A 17,003-nucleotide genomic window follows, 5' to 3' on the forward strand; every position below is an offset into this window, starting at 1 on the left:
TACCACATTTTCTTGTTAAATAGCTTTTAAACCCACTTTTTTTGGTACGCTGCTATACTTTCATATTCTTCTTCCAATTGACGAGACAGACGAATATAAATCGGTGTTAAATCTTTATACTTTTCCACACTTTCCATGTTTGGTTCATGGTGGAAATTCGCACCTACCATTTCAGAAACTACATGCAACGTATCTACTTCACCTAAACTATATAAACCGAGGATTGCAGCTCCTAAGCAAGAGCTTTCAAAACTTTCCGGAACATATACGTCTTGATGGAAAATATCTGCCATCATCTGTCTCCAAAGTTCCGATCTTGCAAAACCACCTGTCGCTTGAATTTTTTTCGGTTCACCAATGAGTTCTTTTAAAGCGAGAAGAACGGTGTATAAATTATAAATTACTCCTTCTAAAACAGCACGGATAAGATGTTCTTTCTTATGATGCAATCCAAGTCCAAAGAAAGATCCTCGCGCATTTGCATTCCATAAAGGAGCTCTTTCTCCTGCTAAATACGGGTGAAATAATAAACCGTCGGACCCCGGACTCACTTTTGCTGCTATTTCAGTAAGCACTTCATATGGATCTTTTCCTAAACGCTTCGCAAGCTCAATCTCTGAAGTACCTAATTGATCACGAGCCCATCTGAAAATCATACCACCGTTATTAACCGGTCCACCAATTACCCAATGGTCTTCAGTTAAGGCGTAACAAAAAATTCTACCTTTTGGATCTGTTACAGGACGATTTGTTACAGCACGTATCGCACCGCTTGTACCAATTGTCACAGCAACAACGCCAGGATCTATTGCATTTACACCTAAATTGGATAGGACTCCATCACTCGCTCCTACTACAAATGGAGTAGAAACAAGTACATTCATTTCTTTGGCAAGCTCCTCATCTAATCCTGTTAAGCTGTGCGTCGTTGGAACAAGTTTAGAAAGCTTATCATCTGTAATGCCCGCTACATGTAAAGCCTCTTCATCCCATTTTAAAGATTTCAAATTGAACATTCCTGTCGCTGATGCTATAGAATAATCAATTACATACTCCTTATATAACTTATAAAAAACATACTCTTTAATAGAAATAAATTTATAACTTTTTGCGAACAATTCTGCCTGTTCATTCTGTAACCAAACTAATTTCGAAAGTGGTGACATCGGATGAATTGGTGTCCCAGTCCGCAAATAAATTTCATGACCATTCATATCATTCTTTATTTTCTCTGCCCAGCTTGCACTTCTATTATCTGCCCAAGTAATACATCTCGTTAACGGCTTTCCCTTCTCATCTACAGCAATGATACTATGCATTGCCGAACTAAAAGAGACGCAAAGAATATCATTTGGCTGTACACTACTTGACTGTACAGTTTCTTTAATCGTATGTATTACTGCACGAAAAATTTCTTCTGGGTCTTGTTCTGCTGTTTCCGGCGTAGGAGAATATAAAGGATATTCAATTCCATGACTTGCAATAACAGACCCATCAGTAGAAAATAGAACTGATTTTGTACTAGTCGTCCCAATGTCTACACCAATCATATATTTTGAGCTCACCATTTCTTCCTCCTAACAAAAAATCACTACAGTATACCACCATAAAAACATCCTTATTTTAAACAAACATATCGAGTAATAAAACGCCTCCAAAAGCGATAAATGAAAGTAATGTTTCTAATACTGTCCATGTTTTAAATGTTTCTTTCACTGTTAAACCTAGGTATTCTTTTACCATCCAGAACCCAGCATCGTTTACGTGAGAAAACATTAATGCCCCTGCACCCGTTGCAATGACGAGTAATTCTAAATTCACACCTGTCGTATTTTCAACGATTGGCGAAACGATACCCGCTGCTGTTGTTAAGGCGACTGTCGCTGACCCTGTCGCAATTCGAATTAATCCAGCTACCATAAATGCTAATACAATTGGAGATAGTGCTAAATGCTCAGACATTTGAGCAATAGCATTCCCTACACCACTATCGATAAGAATTTGCTTAAATCCCCCGCCGGCACCAATAATCGCAACGATTGAACCGATTGGTAATAAGCTATCTTCTGTTACCTTCTTAATAGCCTTTTTATCGATACCTTGACGAAATCCAAGAAAATAGAAAGCTGCAAAACATGCAATCAAAAGCGCAATGATAGGACTACCGATTAAGGTGACCATCTTCATCAAAGTAGTAGAAAGCGGAACATAAGGAGCTGCTGCAGCTAACACCATTAACAATACAGGTAACAATATAACTAAAAACGAAACTCCTATTCCTGGTAATTCCGTTGATTTTGTATTTACACGAATCAATTCTGGCTCATTTTCAGGAATTACACGTTTGTGAATCCATTTAGCGAATAAAGGACCTGCAATAATCGCTGCAAAAAATGTAATAATGAGTGAATACAATAATACCTTCCCAAGATTCGCTTTATAAATACCTATTGCAACGATTGCCCCTGGATGCGGAGGAACAAGACCGTGTACGACAGATAGCCCAGCAATTGCTGGTAACGCTATCAATAAAATATTTTGTTTTGTTGTTTTATGAATGGAAATTACTAACGGCAACAATATTAAAATACCTACTTCAAAAAACACCGGAATTCCAATAATAAAACCTGCAATTAACATCGCCCATGGTAAGTTTTTTATTCCGAAGGATTTAATAAAGAACTCTGCCACCTGCATTCCAGCACCTGACTCTGCCATCATTTTCCCTAAAATTGTACCTAATACTAAAATACCTACTAAATGCCCAAGAACACTTCCGACTCCCGTTTCATAAGCACTCACTATTTTATCCATTGGCATTCCAGACATAATTGCTAAAAATAAACTTGCAATCGTTAAACTAATAAACGCATGCCATCTCCACCACGATACCCCTAAAATAACAATTACAATTGATAATAATGTAATCATTAAAAGGTACATATTCATACTTAATACCCCCTTTATGTAAACCCTTTCAAAATTGCTATAAAATGAAAAGAACCTATATAGTTCTTAGTTGAACAAAAGATATATTTACATATTGATTACACTAAAAAGCATCTTCACAACATAATAATTTATATAAAAAGAATCTCCCTTATCAGAGATATACTTTAACTCATCTCTCTAATAAGGGGATTTCTCTTTCATAATTGTAATGTTATTGTGATAAACGCTTCGCGTAAGCAAATTTTCCTTTTTTAAAAGTGAATGACGCTTTCTTCTCTTGCTGTTTTCACGTAGTAAGACCCAAACTCGGGATCCCGTTTAAACGATGAAGTTACTTAGGATTTGTCCTCTCATGAAAAGCAATTTTCGGAAAGCTCCTTCACTTTTATGCATTATAATTTAGGAGCTTTCGCCCAGTCCGCAGCAAACTTCTCAATACCTTGATCTGTTAATGGGTGCATAGCAAGTTGTTCAATTACTTTATAAGGGATTGTTGCAATGTGAGCACCTGCCATCGCTACACGAGTTACATGATCTGGATGTCTAACAGAAGCCGCAATAATTTGTGTATCTAATTGGTGAACATCGAATAATTCAGCAATTTTAGCAACTAATAATACGCCATCTTCAGAAATATCATCTAAACGTCCTAAAAATGGAGAAACATACGTTGCACCTGCTCGAGCTGCTAAAAGTGCTTGGTTCACAGTGAAAATAAGTGTAACGTTCGTTTTCACACCTTTTTCAGTAAGATAGCGACAAGCTTCTAATCCTGCTAGCGTCATTGGAAGTTTTATTGTAACTTTCTCATCGCCGCCGTTAATCTTAATCAACTCTTCTGCTTGAGCAATCATTTCTTCAGCCGTCACAGCATCTGGCGTTACTTCTGCCGAAACAGATTCAACTTTCGGCACTGCCTGACAAATTTCTGCAATACGGTCTTCAAATTTAATCCCCTCTTTTGCTACTAAAGAAGGATTCGTTGTAACACCAGCTAAAACTCCAAGTTTATATGCTTTTTTTATGTCCTCAAGATTTGCAGTATCAATAAAAAATTTCATGATCTATTCCCTCCATTTTTTAAACGTCAATGAGTTAAATTTTTAAGATGTTTATTTCTTTTCTACTGCATGTCCGCCAAATTCATTGCGCAGAGCTGCTACTACTTTTCCTGTAAATGTATCATTGTCTAATGAGCGGTAGCGCATTAATAACGACATTGCGATAACAGGAGTTGCTGTTTGAAGGTCTAATGCTGTTTCTACTGTCCATTTTCCTTCACCAGAAGAATGCATAACACCCTTAATTTCATCTAGTTTTGCATCTTTAGAAAATGCATTTTCTGTTAATTCCATTAACCATGAACGGATTACTGAACCGTTGTTCCATACTCTTGATACTTTTTCATAATCGTAGTCAAATTCACTTTTCTCTAGAATCTCAAATCCTTCACCAATAGCAGCCATCATACCGTACTCAATTCCGTTGTGAACCATTTTTAAGAAGTGACCACTACCAGCTTTTCCAGCATATAAGAATCCATTTTCTACAGCAGTATCACGGAAGATAGGTTCAACGATATCCCAAGCTTCTTGATCTCCTCCGATCATGTAACAAGCACCATTACGAGCGCCTTCCATTCCGCCAGAAGTTCCTGCATCCATAAAGTGAATGCCATCTTTCTTTAGTTGCTCATATCGGCGAATAGACTCTTTATAATGTGAATTACCCGCTTCAATTAAAATGTCTCCTTTTGATAAAAGTGGTGTAACCTCATCAATAACAGAATCAACAACAGCGTGTGGTACCATTACCCAAAGAATTCTTGGTGATTGTAATGACTGAACAAGTTCACTTAAACTAGATGTACCTGTAGCCCCGTACTCTTTCATTTCTTCCACTGCACTTGCATTTAAATCAAATGCTGCTACTTCATGTTTATGATCCATTAAATTTTTCCCTAAATTTAATCCCATTTTACCTAACCCAATTAATCCTACTTGCATAATATAATTCCTCCTCAAATTATCTTTTATTAAAAATTCATATCACTACAATCTGGAATACCTTGCAGCACTGATATGTACGGAAAGGTATTCACAGTCATAGCTTAAGAATTCAATACATTTTTAGTAATTTGAACAACATTTTCTGTCGTAAATCCAAATAGATTCATGACTTCAGCCCCAGTTCCTGAAGCTCCAAATGTTTCAATCGATAATATGTTTCCTTCTTGTCCTACATAACGTTCCCAACCGAGAGATACGCCCATCTCAAGAGATACTCGTTTCGTTACAGAAGATGGAAGAACTGATTCCTTATATTCTTTCGATTGGTGATCGAATAACTCCCAGCTTGGCATTGCAACGATACGAACAGAGACATTGTCTTCTTCTAGTTTCGCTTTCGCACTAGCAGCTAAGGATACTTCAGAACCTGTTGCAATTAAAATTACATCTGGATTTTCATTCGTTTGCGTTAATACGTAAGCCCCTTTAGAAAGATTCTCTATGTTTCCTTTCGTTTCATGAAACACCGGTAAATTTTGACGGCTAAGTACTAAAACGACTGGACCATCCGTTTGCTGTAAAGCATACGCCCACGCACTTGCTGTTTCATTTGCATCTGACGGGCGGATAACTGTTAAACCAGGAATTGCCCGAAGAGCTGCTAAATGTTCGATAGGTTCATGCGTTGGACCATCTTCTCCTACAGCAATTGAATCATGTGTAAATACGTACGTAACAGGTAACTTTTGCAATGCAGCCAGTCGAATAGATGGACGAAGATAGTCATTAAATACAAAGAATGTACTCACGAACGGTTTTACTCCTCCATGAAGAGCCAGTCCATTCGCTGCTGCGCCCATTGCATGTTCACGTACACCGAAGTATATATTTCGACCAGCATACGATTCTACTGCATACACTGCTTCACCTTTTATATCTGTCATCGTAGAATGAGAAAGATCCGCACTTCCACCGAAAATAGAAGGAATCGATTTCACATAATGGTTAATAGCTTCCCCACTTGCAACACGAGTAGAAATCGTTTTTTCAGTATCGAAGGATAAAATGTCTTTCGCTTCGATTAAAACTTCACCTGTAATCGCTTTTTCTAATTCATCTGCTAGTGTAGGGTTTGACTCTCTGTATAAGTTAAACTGTTCATTCCAGCCATTTTCTTTTTCAATACCTTTTTGTTTCAGTTCATTAAAATGAGCTGTTACTTCTTCAGGCACAAAGAAGTCTTCCTCATAATGCCAACCATACACTTGTTTTGTCGCTGTCGCTTCTTCTACTCCAAGCGGATTACCATGTGCTTTGTTCGTTCCAGCAACTTTTGGACTTCCGTAACCTATAATGGTTCTAATTTCTATAAGAGTAGGTTGATCCGTATTGTCTTTCGCTAGTTGAATCGCTTTTGTAATCGCATCAACATCGTTTCCATCCTCAACTCTTACATATTGCCAATGTGCAGATTCTACTCTTTTCTGCATATCTTCAGAGAAAGCAATGTTTAATTCACCATCAAGTGAAATTTCATTTGAATCATACAGCACAATTAACTTGCCAAGTTTCATATGTCCTGCCATTGACATCGCTTCATAAGCGACACCTTCCATTAAATCACCGTCTCCAACTAAAGCGTACGTATTGTGATCAATAATAGAGTGACCATCCTTATTGAACTTCGCCGCTAAATGCGCTTCTGCCATTGCCATTCCGACAGCATTGGCAATCCCTTGTCCTAACGGGCCTGTCGTCGCTTCAACTCCAGAAGTGTGACCAAACTCAGGATGTCCTGGTGTTTTACTATTTAACTTTCTGAAGTTTTTCAAGTCATCAATTGAAACGTCATATCCAGCTAAATGAAGTAGGCTATATAATAAGCTAGATCCATGTCCCGCCGATAAAACGAAGCGATCACGGTTAAACCATTTTGGATGATTAGGATTATGCTTTAAATGATTCGCCCATAATGCATAAGCCATTGGCGCTGCTCCCATCGGAAGACCTGGATGACCTGAATTTGCCGCATTAATAGCATCAATTGATAACGTACGAATTGTATTCACTGCTAATTGATTTATGTTTTGTGTCATAGTAATCGTCCCCCTACATGCTTTCATGAAAGAAAGTACTTATTTTTTCGTTTCTTGATCTAACCACCATTTAAATCCACTTTCTTGCAATAATTCATTAGATGCCTCTGGACCATATGAACCAGACTCATATTCATGAAGTGGTAATAAGTTTTCCTCGAATGCCTCAAGAATTGGTTGTACCCATTCCCATGACAATTCAACTTCTCTCCAATGTGCAAAGAATGTAGCGTCTCCACTCACAGCATCATGAATGAGTCTTTCATACGCTTCAGGTACTCCCACATCCGCTTGCTCACAAGTAAAGTTAATACGGATTGGTTCAATTTCTCCATTTTTCAATGGATTTTTACTATTTAACTGTAATGAAACGTTCTCACCTGGGCTAATTTCAATTATTAACAAGTTAGGTGCTGCATTTGGATTACTATCTTGATATTGCTGTTTTAACGTATTTTTAAATTCGATTACAATACGAGTAGACTTTTCTTTCATTCGTTTGCCTGTTCGTATATAAAAGGGAACGCCAGTCCAAAATGGATTATCGATCCACAAGCGAGCAGCGACAAATGTGTCTATATTAGAAGAAGGATTTACTCCTGGCTCCTCTTTATATGCTACAACTTGCCCGCCATTTATCTCACCTGCACCATATTGTCCGCGAATGATATGGTTTTGAACGTCTTCTTTTTTCACTTTACGAAGCGCCTCCATTACCTTTCGCTTTTCCTCTCGAATTTCACATGCATTAACCTTTTCTGGCAAATTCATAGCAGTCATCATTAATATTTGTAACATATGATTTTGAACCATATCTCGAATGGCTCCTGCCTGATCATAATATCCTGCCCTTTCTTCAACCCCAACTGTTTCACTCGCTGTGATTTGTACATTCGCTATATGTTCTTTATTCCAAATCGATTGTAAAACAGGATTTGCAAACTCTAGTGCTTCAAGGTTTTGAATCATCGGCTTACCTAAATAATGATCAATACGGTATATCTCGTCTTCTTCAAACGTGCGACTAAGCTTATCATTCAGCTCACGAGCAGATGTAAGGTCGTGCCCGAACGGTTTCTCAATCATTAGGCGTTTCCATCCATCCGTTTTATCAAGTCCACTTTCCTTAATATTTAAAGCGATTGTCTCAAAAAATTCAGGAGCAACGGAAAGATAGAACATTCTATTCCCTTTTATATGTAGTTCTTCTTCCCTTTCACGAACGACTTGTAATAATCTCTCATAGTCTTCCGGCTTACTCACATCTAATGGACAATAGCGAAAATTATCTAAAAAACCTTCGAGTTCTGGAGTACCTTCTTCTCTATGACGAGAAAACGTCTCTATTGATTCTTTTATTCTTTTTTGAAAATCTACATGAGATACTTCACGTCTCCCAAGCCCGATAACGGATATTTGCTTTGGAAGCTTTTGATCTCTATATAAGTTATATAGTGCGGGGTAAATTTTGCGTTTCGCTAAGTCCCCTGTCGCTCCAAATAAAACAAAGGTCATTGATTCCAATTTCAGTCCCCCTCTTGTTGTATAATCCTGGTCAATATATTAAAAATGAATTGTACAGAAGCTCATGTTTTTATAAAAAACAAAGAGTTATCAAATTCCAATTCTTTTTATACCTTTCGCTTTCTAATTGTCCCCAATATTAATATTGGCAATTCAAAGCGTTTCTACCACGACTTACTTATTTATAATATTTTACGAAAAAATATATATTAAATTACTTTTAGTAATTAAATAATATTATGTCTAGTATATTAACCACATAAATTATTATCGTCAATAAAAATGTCTTAAATTACATACTATTTATTTCGTAATACTTTTCTAAGTTTATCCTTAGTTACCACTCATTTTCAAAGATAATGATCGATATAAAAAATATCAGTTTCATCAAAATCTTCAATTAATTTTTCGTTAAACTCGTGAGCAGACGTTATATGATGATCAAACGGCTTCTCTATAATAAGACGGTTCAATCCTTTTGTAGCCCACAATCCACTTTCCTTAATATTTAAAGCAATGACATCAAATACTTTTGGTATAACAGATAGGTAAAACATGCGGTTTTCAGGAATGTTTAATTCTGTTTCACGTCTCTTTACAAGACGCAACAAATCTTGATAGTCCTCTATATTCGCTGTATTTAATTGACAATAACGAAATGTGCTAAGAAATTCTTCTACTCCTGATTCGTCATCAGTAGATCTTCTAGAAAATGTAGCAAGGGATTGTTCTACCTTTGTTTGAAATTCCACATCTGACATTACCCTTCTGCCGATACCGATAATCGAAATAGATTGCGGTATATTTTGATTACTAAATAGCTTATATAAAGCAGGATAAATTTTTCGTTTCGCTAAATCCCCTGTCGCTCCAAATAAAAGAAATGTCATTGAATCCATTTGTTCTCTCCCTTTTAAAACAATTGCTAGAATAGAATATATAAACTCATTCGCTACTTAGCACAATACTGTCTCTAAAACCTCATACTTTACCAATGTTTCTTCAATACTATTTTGCCACGAGCACGCTCTGACTCACTTATGTGGTGTGCTTTTTTTACACCTTCTACATGTAAAGGCAACACATGCGTGACAACGGGTTTAATCTTCCCGCCCTCAATTAATTCTGTAATAAGAGAAAGTTCATATCCGTTAGGTTCAGTAAATATATGGTCACTCTCAATATTTTTCTCTCTTGATATCTCGGTTTGCGGAATTTCCATACCTTTCGGACCATAAATAGACGCTAACTTTCCATTTGGTGCAAGCACTTTATAACTATCCTTTAGTACATCTCCGCCTAACACATCAAATACAATATTGTAATTATGCAAAAGCGAAGAAAATTCTTCCGTTTTATAATCGACGACAATATCAGCGCCTAGATCCTTTACAAACTGCATGTTTTTCGTACTAGTCGTAGTTGCAACATGTGCACCGAAGCTTTTGGCTAGCTGAATAGCAAACGTACCAATCCCGCCAGATCCAGCATGAATTAAAACCTTATTGCCTTTTTGAACATTTGCGAACTTTACTAAGCTTTGCCAACTTGTCAAACCTACAAGAGGGATTGATGCCGCCTCTTCAAAAGATAAATTCCTCGGTTTTTTCGCCACATATTTCTCATCTACAGCCACGTACTCTGCATAAGCACCGTTTCGTTCAATATCCGGACGACTATATACTTCATCCCCCACTTTAAATACTGTTACGTTTTTTCCTATAGCAGCAACTACACCTGCAACATCCCATCCTAAAACGAGCGGGAAGTCATAAGAAATTACGTCTTGAAGTAAACCTTCACGTATTTTCCAATCCACGGGATTTACACCAGCTGCATATACTTCAATCAGTACATCGTTGTCTCCCAATAGCGGTGTCTGCATTTCAATCTCTTGTAGTACGCTTTTATCTCCATATTGCGTAAGTCCTATTGCTTTCATTCTTTTCACTCCTTTACAAGGCTGGGAAATGCGGTAGTACTTCTTCTCCTAGCTCATCCAATACTTCGTCAGCTGGACGTTGACCATCAAATAGAGCAAGGAATAAATGATTCACACCAATACTTTTATATATATCAAGTAATTCAATTAGTGCCTTACGCCCTGTACGGTAACCTAAACGTATCGGTGTAGGACGTTCATTTGGATCTTCAGATAAATCTAAATGCATCGGTTGGATAAATGGTTTGAATACATCTGGATGATAACCCTCTACTAGTTCTCTCCATTGTCCAATTGCTGCTGCCTGATGCACTGGACTACGTGGATAATACATCCATCCATCTCCATGTTCAGCGAACCAGTCCATATTTTGCTGACTAAAACCTGTAATAAAGGTTGGAACACGTTTAGACGGTTTTGGAACTAAATTCGCACCATGCACTTCTCCTAGCGTCGACTGGATAGACGGGAAGTTTTTATACAAAATCTCTTCCAAGTAAGCAAACGCTTCTCTAAACTTTTCACCTCGTGTTTCATGACTAACACCTAACGCTTTGAAATCGGCACGTCTGTCACCGGATGAAACGCCAAGCATAATTCTTTCTGGAAATAGTTGATCTAATGTAGCAATTTCTTTTGCTACACGCAATGGATGACGAAGTGATAACACTGTTGCCGACGTTCCAAATGCAATTTTCTCTGTCTTGCTTGCTAAATACGTCAAATAAATCATCATATCGTAAATTTGACCTGTTGCAGGATCACCAAAGTCAGGGTCTTGCAGTAAAACATCGCGAAGCCATACACCTGTAAAACCATATTGTTCTGCTTTTTGTACTAACTCTACTTGTTTTTCCATCGTTGGAGCATGAAACTGATAATTTTCAATCGGAATGTGAACTCCTAATGTAAGCTGATCTTTCGCAAACATACGATTATATCCAAAATGATTCGCAAACTTTTCCATGTGTTTCACTCACTTTCCTTTATTCATATAAATCTATACTTTTCATATTTCTTCTCAAAATTCATAAGCAATACTGTAGCACCACATTGTTGCCGATTGTCATCGTTATAACTTTCTTTGTGCTACGAGTATTATTATAAATCGGTCATAACATGAATAACAGTACGTACTTTAAAGTGATGTAGGCACTTTTAAGTACCTATACTAAGTGAGTAATAATACACATAATGAATAAATCGTGCTGCAAAAATCACATCTATCCTTTCTTCAAAAAGCTGTACTGTTGCTTTTGCAAGTACGTTACATGATTTCACGTACTTTCCCCTTCTCTATATAAAATTCTCACTAACCAAATTCAAAATATTATACTTATTTTTCGTACTTTGCTATGCTATAAGCACAAACAGGAGGTATAAACAATGAAAGCACAAATTATCCATTCTTTTGGGGATTCATCTGTATTTCAATTAGAAGAGGTTTCAAAACCGAAACTTTTACCAGGTCATGTTCTAATCCATGTAAAAGCAACAAGTGTAAATCCAATCGATACGAAAATGCGTAGTGGTGCCGTTTCAGCAGTCGCTCCTGAGTTTCCAGCTATATTACATGGAGATGTATCCGGTATTGTTATTGAAGTAGGAGAAGGCGTTTCGAAATTCAAAGCTGGCGATGAAGTATACGGGTGTGCCGGAGGTTTTAAAGAAACTGGTGGTGCACTTGCAGAGTTTATGCTTGCTGATACGCGATTAATTGCTCACAAACCTAACAATATAACAATGGAAGAAGCAGCAGCTCTACCATTAGTTGCAATTACAGCTTGGGAATCTTTATTTGATCGTGCAAATATTAAACCTGGTCAAAATGTACTCATTCATGGAGCTACTGGTGGCGTAGGACACGTAGCCATTCAATTAGCTAAATGGGCTGGTGCTAAAGTTTTTACAACAGCTTCTCAGCAGAGCAAAATTGAAATAGCTCATCGTCTGGGAGCTGACGTAGCTATTAATTATAAAGAAGAATCTGTTCAAGAATATGTGCAAAAACATACGGATGGCAACGGATTTGAAGTTATATTTGATACAGTAGGTGGCAAGAATCTCGATAACTCTTTCGAAGCTGCTGCAGTCAATGGAACTGTCGTAACAATTGCAGCTCGTTCAACCCATGACCTCTCTCCTTTACACGCAAAAGGACTCTCTCTGCACGTTACTTTTATGGCGTTAAAAATATTACATACAGATAAACGTGACGCTTGTGGGGGAATTTTAAATAAACTAACGCAAATAGTAGAAGAAGGAAAACTTCGCCCATTGCTAGATTCGAAAACTTTTACGTTTGATGAAGTTGCACAAGCACATGAGTATTTGGAGTCAAATAAAGCAATAGGAAAAATAGTGTTGAAAAACGTTTGGTAACTTTCACTAAATAATACAAATAACAGCAGGATCACTTCGCCTTATCTTTGTCTTAAGAGGCGTGCCACAACCTTAAAAGCTTCCCATCCTTTACAACAAATAAAAAAATAACAGCCGAATTTTTCTTATAGTAGAAAATCCGGCTGTTGTCATATCACAATTTATTTTTTGTATATTTCTGTTAATAAGTAAAATACAACTCATTTGCCTTACCATCTTTACCTTCAACAGCATATTATGTTGTTTTAAATTTATTAAAATACACTACGTACTAATCCCCCGTCTATTCGCAACGCGGAACCATTAATCGCTGAAGATAGTGGGCTGCTTAAGAAAGTGACAAGATTGGCAATTTCTTCTGGTCGAATAAGTCTTTGAATAATAGAGGTTGGTCGATTTTCTTTCATAAATCGCTTCTCAGCTTCTTCTATTGTCAATTGCTCATTAGGATAAAGACTATTTAACATAGTCTCCACTCCTTCCGTTAAAGTCGAACCAGGCATGATAGTATTAACAGTCACATTCGTTCCTGTCGTCAGCTCAGCTAAACTACGAGAAAGTGAAAGTTGCATCGTTTTAGTCGCACTATAATGAGCCATTTCTTGAGATGGCATAATAGCTGCTTCGCTAGCAATAAAGATAACTCTTCCTTCTTTTCTTTCAATCATTTTTTTCAAGTACGAGCGAGTAAGTCGAACACCACTCATAATATTGACTTCAAACAATTTAAACCAATCTTCATCACGGATATCAAAATATTCTACAGGTTCAAAAATTCCTAGGTTGTTAATAAGAATGTCTACTTCAGGGTACTTTTCAATCACATTTTGGCACCCTTGTTCTGTTCCTAAATCAGCTACTACGGGTTGAAGGATAGCATCTGGATACTGCATTCGAATTTCTTTTATCGTTTCATTAACATTTTCTTCACGGCGTCCATTAATAAGTACAGTAGCTCCTTCCGCTACTAATGAAGTGGCAATTGCTTTTCCAATGCCTGCCGTAGATCCAGTAACCAGTGCTGTTTTCCCTTTTAATTGCATATGCATATAGATCCCTCCAAATTCATGTGCTACATGATTGACTTACGTTGGAATAAATAATTACGTTTATATTGTGGTTCATTTCTCTTATCTTTAACAGAAAATAAGCTGATCCACCCTTTTTTCAAAAGAGTATAAACGAAAATTATGTAGCTATTACACTCTGTACGGAATTGAAAATCGAAATTATCATCATTTACATCTACTCGATAATTCTGATTCTAATCATTGTCATGTTAAAAAATCACATCAACAGCAGAGTAAAGCTAAAACCAACTAATAAATACCATTATGATATATATTAACGATAAAGAAAATTACGCACTTTAAAGTTCCATAGGAACAAAAAAGTGCCCTATAAACTATAATTTCTAACTCTTTATATTTGCTAAAGTAGTATCTTTTTTTATCATAGAAAAGGTTGTAAAATCACACATTCTTACATACAGTTATAGGATTATTTTTATCCTTATTAACTAAAAACCATTATACTCCTTTATCACTTTCAAACATGAACAAAAAAACACGAAGACTTTAAAGTCTTCGTGTTTTTTAATATACATATTGCTACATTTGTGATCGAATTCATAACTAGAATCTTTTTACTCATTCCTTATGAATAACGTTTATTACTTATGAAATTTCACACGCTCTTCAAGGGGTTGGAATTCTTTTTCTCCTGGTGCAGCTGTTGGATTACCAAATGGCATTTGTGCAATGAGTTTCCAATTAGCTGGAACATTCCATTCTTGTTTTACCTCATCATCAATTAATGGATTATAATGTTGTAAAGATGCTCCTAATCCCTCTGCTTCTAAACCTGTCCACACGACTAATTGGTGCATACCTGATGCTTGGTGTGACCAAATTGGGAAGTTTTCAGCATATGCAGCAAATTTTTCTTGAAGCGATTTAACGATAGCTTCATCCTCAAAGAATAGTACTGTTCCATAACCAGCTTTAAAAGAATCCATTTTTTGTTGCGTTCCTGAAAAATCTCCATCTCCAACTACTTTTCTTAATGTTTCAGTTGTAATATCCCATAATTTATTATGAGCTTCACCAAATAATACAACTAATCGCGCAGTTTGAGAATTGAAAGCGGATGGAGTATATTTCACAGCAAACTCCACAATTTCTTTAATTTTTTCATCTGATACTTGTACCTCTTTATTAATCCCATAGTAAGTACGTCTTTCTTTCAGTGCAGCATAGAAATCTTTTGTCATAGTTCATTTCCTCCCAAGCTTTAATATTCTTCAAAATGATACATCTCGAAGATAATATGCATTTAAATGAGTCCATTTTTAAATAATTGAACTCCATAACACCAATTGCCAGTCATTCTGAATCTAAACCACTGCTTCTTGCTTCAGTTTACCTAAAAAAACTCTTATAGCATCATTGATACAATCTAGTGATCATTCGTTATTATTTTACCCATTCTCTATTCATGTATCCTGCTTGTTTCATATTTACACAAATATGAAAATAACCTTAAATTGATGATCAAAAAAGCCAGGTAGCATGAATAATGCATTACCTGGCTTTTTACATTTTTAATTTAAATTCAACTAAACATTACCAATGAATAGTAGTAATAACTATATCCATCACTTATTTCATGATTAACATCTCATAAGGATGTTGTTCCATAAATCTATTCTCCCAAGGAATCTCTAATGATATCCAATTTGAACCACCATCTACTGACTGATACACTCCTTTATTGCTAAACAGATAGAACGTTCCATCACTTGTTGCCTTTAATACTGGTATGATTGTGCCCTTAGGAGTTGGTAAACCTGCATTCATTTCTGCCCAAGACTGATCTTTTTCTTTCTTATAAATAAATGATTCACAATTTCCATTATTGTAATCGTGTGCTACGTGTGGATTTGAAGATGTCGCGATAATAATATTTTCTGGATCATTTGGATTAACTGCCATTTGATATGCGTAATGATGTTTTAGCCCACTACACATATAGTTCCAAGTCTTACCTCCATCATTACTCTCCGCATACTCGTGACCTGGTTCTTTCAAGAATGAATCACCTAACACCCCGTATAAGCGATTTGGAGCATTGCGATGTGATGTAAGAATGTGAATATCTTGAGGGTAGTTCCCCTCTTTTTCCTCAGTCCACGTCTTACCTCCATCTACACTTTTAATTAATCCCCCAACCTCAATTGTTGTATATATAGTTTCTGGATTATTAGCATCAATTTCAATATGTTTTACGTGGTGCGTATATGTTCTTTGAGGAAAGAACCATGATGAATACGATGGCATTTGTCGATAATCCGTTAGCAATTCAAAACTGTCTCCTCCATTTTTGGATACAAACATGGCGCTCGGTTCAGTTCCTACATATACGATCCCGTTACCGTCATCACCCTTCGCTGGAGATACAGAAACTGCTGTAATAGCTCTCATATGAATAGCATTAGCTGGAAACACTTCACCAAAAGAAGGTAAAGTTCCAATCGCTTCCCATGAACTTCCTCCATCTTTACTTCTCCATAATCCTCTATCAAAAGTACCACAATACATTCTTTCTGAATCGTATGGATCTAAAGCTAACGCAACTGGATTCGCACCTACAAACTGTGATTGGACACTCCATGTTGAGTCTTTTTTTTCTGCAATTACAAGCTCTCTATCAAACGCTAATATAAATTTTTCCATAACTAAAATCTCCTCGTTTCATAATATATCTACTGTATTATTTAAATTTTCGCCATTACAATTTAAGAGGCGGATTTTATATGCTATAGCATATAAAAGATAAAATTTATAATCAATATGTGATTAAAAACTTACATTATATATTTTGTTAATTTCACATCAGTGCGATGAACAAGATGTCCTGTTCACTCATATAAGTCCATATGCCACCTCCAAATAACTTACAATATGTATGCTATAGCATACATATTATAGAATGCATGATTACATGTCAAACTTTAATACTGTCTTAGAGTAAGTTCTCTACATAGCCAAAAGCAATTCAACAGCCATAATATAAACGCTAATCAAATAAACAGAAACA

Annotated in this window: 14 protein-coding genes; 1 reads left to right on the plus strand and 13 read right to left on the minus strand. The window is 36.4% G+C overall.

Annotated features, from left to right (window positions below):
- Positions 1-26: 26 nt before the first annotated feature.
- The 10 genes from gntK to ACTFNE_RS10290 all read right to left on the minus strand — a co-directional run bounded on the left by gntK (position 27) and on the right by ACTFNE_RS10290 (position 11,804).
- Positions 27-1,568, minus strand: a complete 1,542-nt coding sequence (gene gntK, locus ACTFNE_RS10245) for a gluconokinase (RefSeq protein ID WP_046198386.1) — start codon at positions 1,566-1,568, stop codon at positions 27-29.
- A 55-nt stretch (positions 1,569-1,623) separates the two neighbouring features.
- Positions 1,624-2,949, minus strand: a complete 1,326-nt coding sequence (gene gntP, locus ACTFNE_RS10250; RefSeq protein WP_046198385.1) for a gluconate permease GntP — start codon at positions 2,947-2,949, stop codon at positions 1,624-1,626.
- 395 nt (positions 2,950-3,344) lie between these two features.
- The gene (gene fsa / locus ACTFNE_RS10255) at positions 3,345-4,013 is read right to left on the minus strand and encodes a fructose-6-phosphate aldolase (protein WP_000667676.1); all 669 of its coding nucleotides are present in this window, start codon (positions 4,011-4,013) and stop codon (positions 3,345-3,347) included.
- A gap of 51 nt (positions 4,014-4,064) precedes the next feature.
- Positions 4,065-4,958 (minus strand): phosphogluconate dehydrogenase (NAD(+)-dependent, decarboxylating), encoded by an 894-nt coding sequence (gene gnd / locus ACTFNE_RS10260; RefSeq protein ID WP_001195911.1) that lies wholly within the window; start codon positions 4,956-4,958, stop codon positions 4,065-4,067.
- A 104-nt stretch (positions 4,959-5,062) separates the two neighbouring features.
- Entirely contained in the window at positions 5,063-7,057 is a 1,995-nt protein-coding gene (tkt, locus tag ACTFNE_RS10265; protein ID WP_270705066.1) for a transketolase, read from the minus strand.
- Positions 7,058-7,096: 39 nt separating this feature from the next.
- On the minus strand, positions 7,097-8,581 hold the full coding sequence (zwf, locus tag ACTFNE_RS10270) for a glucose-6-phosphate dehydrogenase (RefSeq protein WP_000445343.1): 1,485 nt from the start codon (positions 8,579-8,581) through the stop codon (positions 7,097-7,099).
- 350 nt (positions 8,582-8,931) lie between these two features.
- Positions 8,932-9,480: a glucose-6-phosphate dehydrogenase gene (locus ACTFNE_RS10275; protein WP_046198383.1), complete on the minus strand. Its 549-nt coding sequence runs from the start codon at positions 9,478-9,480 to the stop codon at positions 8,932-8,934.
- An 89-nt stretch (positions 9,481-9,569) separates the two neighbouring features.
- Positions 9,570-10,523, minus strand: a complete 954-nt coding sequence (locus tag ACTFNE_RS10280; RefSeq protein WP_046198382.1) for an NADP-dependent oxidoreductase — start codon at positions 10,521-10,523, stop codon at positions 9,570-9,572.
- A 13-nt stretch (positions 10,524-10,536) separates the two neighbouring features.
- Positions 10,537-11,490 carry an LLM class oxidoreductase gene (locus ACTFNE_RS10285; protein WP_046198381.1) on the minus strand — a complete coding sequence of 318 codons (954 nt, stop codon included), beginning with the start codon at positions 11,488-11,490 and terminating at the stop codon, positions 10,537-10,539.
- A gap of 191 nt (positions 11,491-11,681) precedes the next feature.
- On the minus strand, positions 11,682-11,804 hold the full coding sequence (locus ACTFNE_RS10290; protein WP_269430696.1) for a hypothetical protein: 123 nt from the start codon (positions 11,802-11,804) through the stop codon (positions 11,682-11,684).
- A 105-nt stretch (positions 11,805-11,909) separates the two neighbouring features.
- On the opposite strand from ACTFNE_RS10290, the gene ACTFNE_RS10295 reads away from it, so the two are divergent.
- Positions 11,910-12,905, plus strand: coding sequence for a zinc-dependent alcohol dehydrogenase family protein (locus ACTFNE_RS10295; RefSeq protein WP_270705064.1), 996 nt, complete (start codon positions 11,910-11,912; stop codon positions 12,903-12,905).
- Positions 12,906-13,159: 254 nt separating this feature from the next.
- On the opposite strand, the gene ACTFNE_RS10300 is transcribed toward ACTFNE_RS10295, so the two are convergent.
- The 3 genes from ACTFNE_RS10300 to ACTFNE_RS10310 form a co-directional block, all read right to left on the minus strand.
- Positions 13,160-13,954 (minus strand): SDR family NAD(P)-dependent oxidoreductase, encoded by a 795-nt coding sequence (locus ACTFNE_RS10300; protein ID WP_046198379.1) that lies wholly within the window; start codon positions 13,952-13,954, stop codon positions 13,160-13,162.
- A gap of 623 nt (positions 13,955-14,577) precedes the next feature.
- Positions 14,578-15,177, minus strand: coding sequence for a nitroreductase family protein (locus ACTFNE_RS10305; protein WP_046198378.1), 600 nt, complete (start codon positions 15,175-15,177; stop codon positions 14,578-14,580).
- 388 nt (positions 15,178-15,565) lie between these two features.
- Complete coding sequence (locus ACTFNE_RS10310) at positions 15,566-16,639, minus strand: WD40/YVTN/BNR-like repeat-containing protein (RefSeq protein WP_270705063.1); 1,074 nt, start codon at positions 16,637-16,639, stop codon at positions 15,566-15,568.
- Positions 16,640-17,003: the final 364 nt, after the last annotated feature.

The organism is Bacillus cereus group sp. MYBKT111-2, assembly GCF_051915205.1.
GTDB lineage: Bacteria > Bacillota > Bacilli > Bacillales > Bacillaceae_G > Bacillus_A > Bacillus_A paranthracis.

Excerpts from the sequence above, each read along its gene's own strand:
- ACTFNE_RS10305 (WP_046198378.1), bottom strand. The coding sequence starts at position 15,177 with ATGACAAAAGATTTCTATGCTGCACTGAAAGAAAGACGTACTTACTAT.
- tkt (WP_270705066.1), bottom strand. The coding sequence starts at position 7,057 with ATGACACAAAACATAAATCAATTAGCAGTGAATACAATTCGTACGTTA.
- gntP (WP_046198385.1), bottom strand. The coding sequence starts at position 2,949 with ATGAATATGTACCTTTTAATGATTACATTATTATCAATTGTAATTGTT.
- ACTFNE_RS10300 (WP_046198379.1), bottom strand. The coding sequence starts at position 13,954 with ATGCATATGCAATTAAAAGGGAAAACAGCACTGGTTACTGGATCTACG.
- gnd (WP_001195911.1), bottom strand. The coding sequence starts at position 4,958 with ATGCAAGTAGGATTAATTGGGTTAGGTAAAATGGGATTAAATTTAGGG.
- ACTFNE_RS10295 (WP_270705064.1), top strand. The coding sequence starts at position 11,910 with ATGAAAGCACAAATTATCCATTCTTTTGGGGATTCATCTGTATTTCAA.
- gntK (WP_046198386.1), bottom strand. The coding sequence starts at position 1,568 with ATGGTGAGCTCAAAATATATGATTGGTGTAGACATTGGGACGACTAGT.
- ACTFNE_RS10310 (WP_270705063.1), bottom strand. The coding sequence starts at position 16,639 with ATGGAAAAATTTATATTAGCGTTTGATAGAGAGCTTGTAATTGCAGAA.
- ACTFNE_RS10285 (WP_046198381.1), bottom strand. The coding sequence starts at position 11,490 with ATGGAAAAGTTTGCGAATCATTTTGGATATAATCGTATGTTTGCGAAA.
- fsa (WP_000667676.1), bottom strand. The coding sequence starts at position 4,013 with ATGAAATTTTTTATTGATACTGCAAATCTTGAGGACATAAAAAAAGCA.
- ACTFNE_RS10275 (WP_046198383.1), bottom strand. The coding sequence starts at position 9,480 with ATGGATTCAATGACATTTCTTTTATTTGGAGCGACAGGGGATTTAGCG.
- ACTFNE_RS10280 (WP_046198382.1), bottom strand. The coding sequence starts at position 10,523 with ATGAAAGCAATAGGACTTACGCAATATGGAGATAAAAGCGTACTACAA.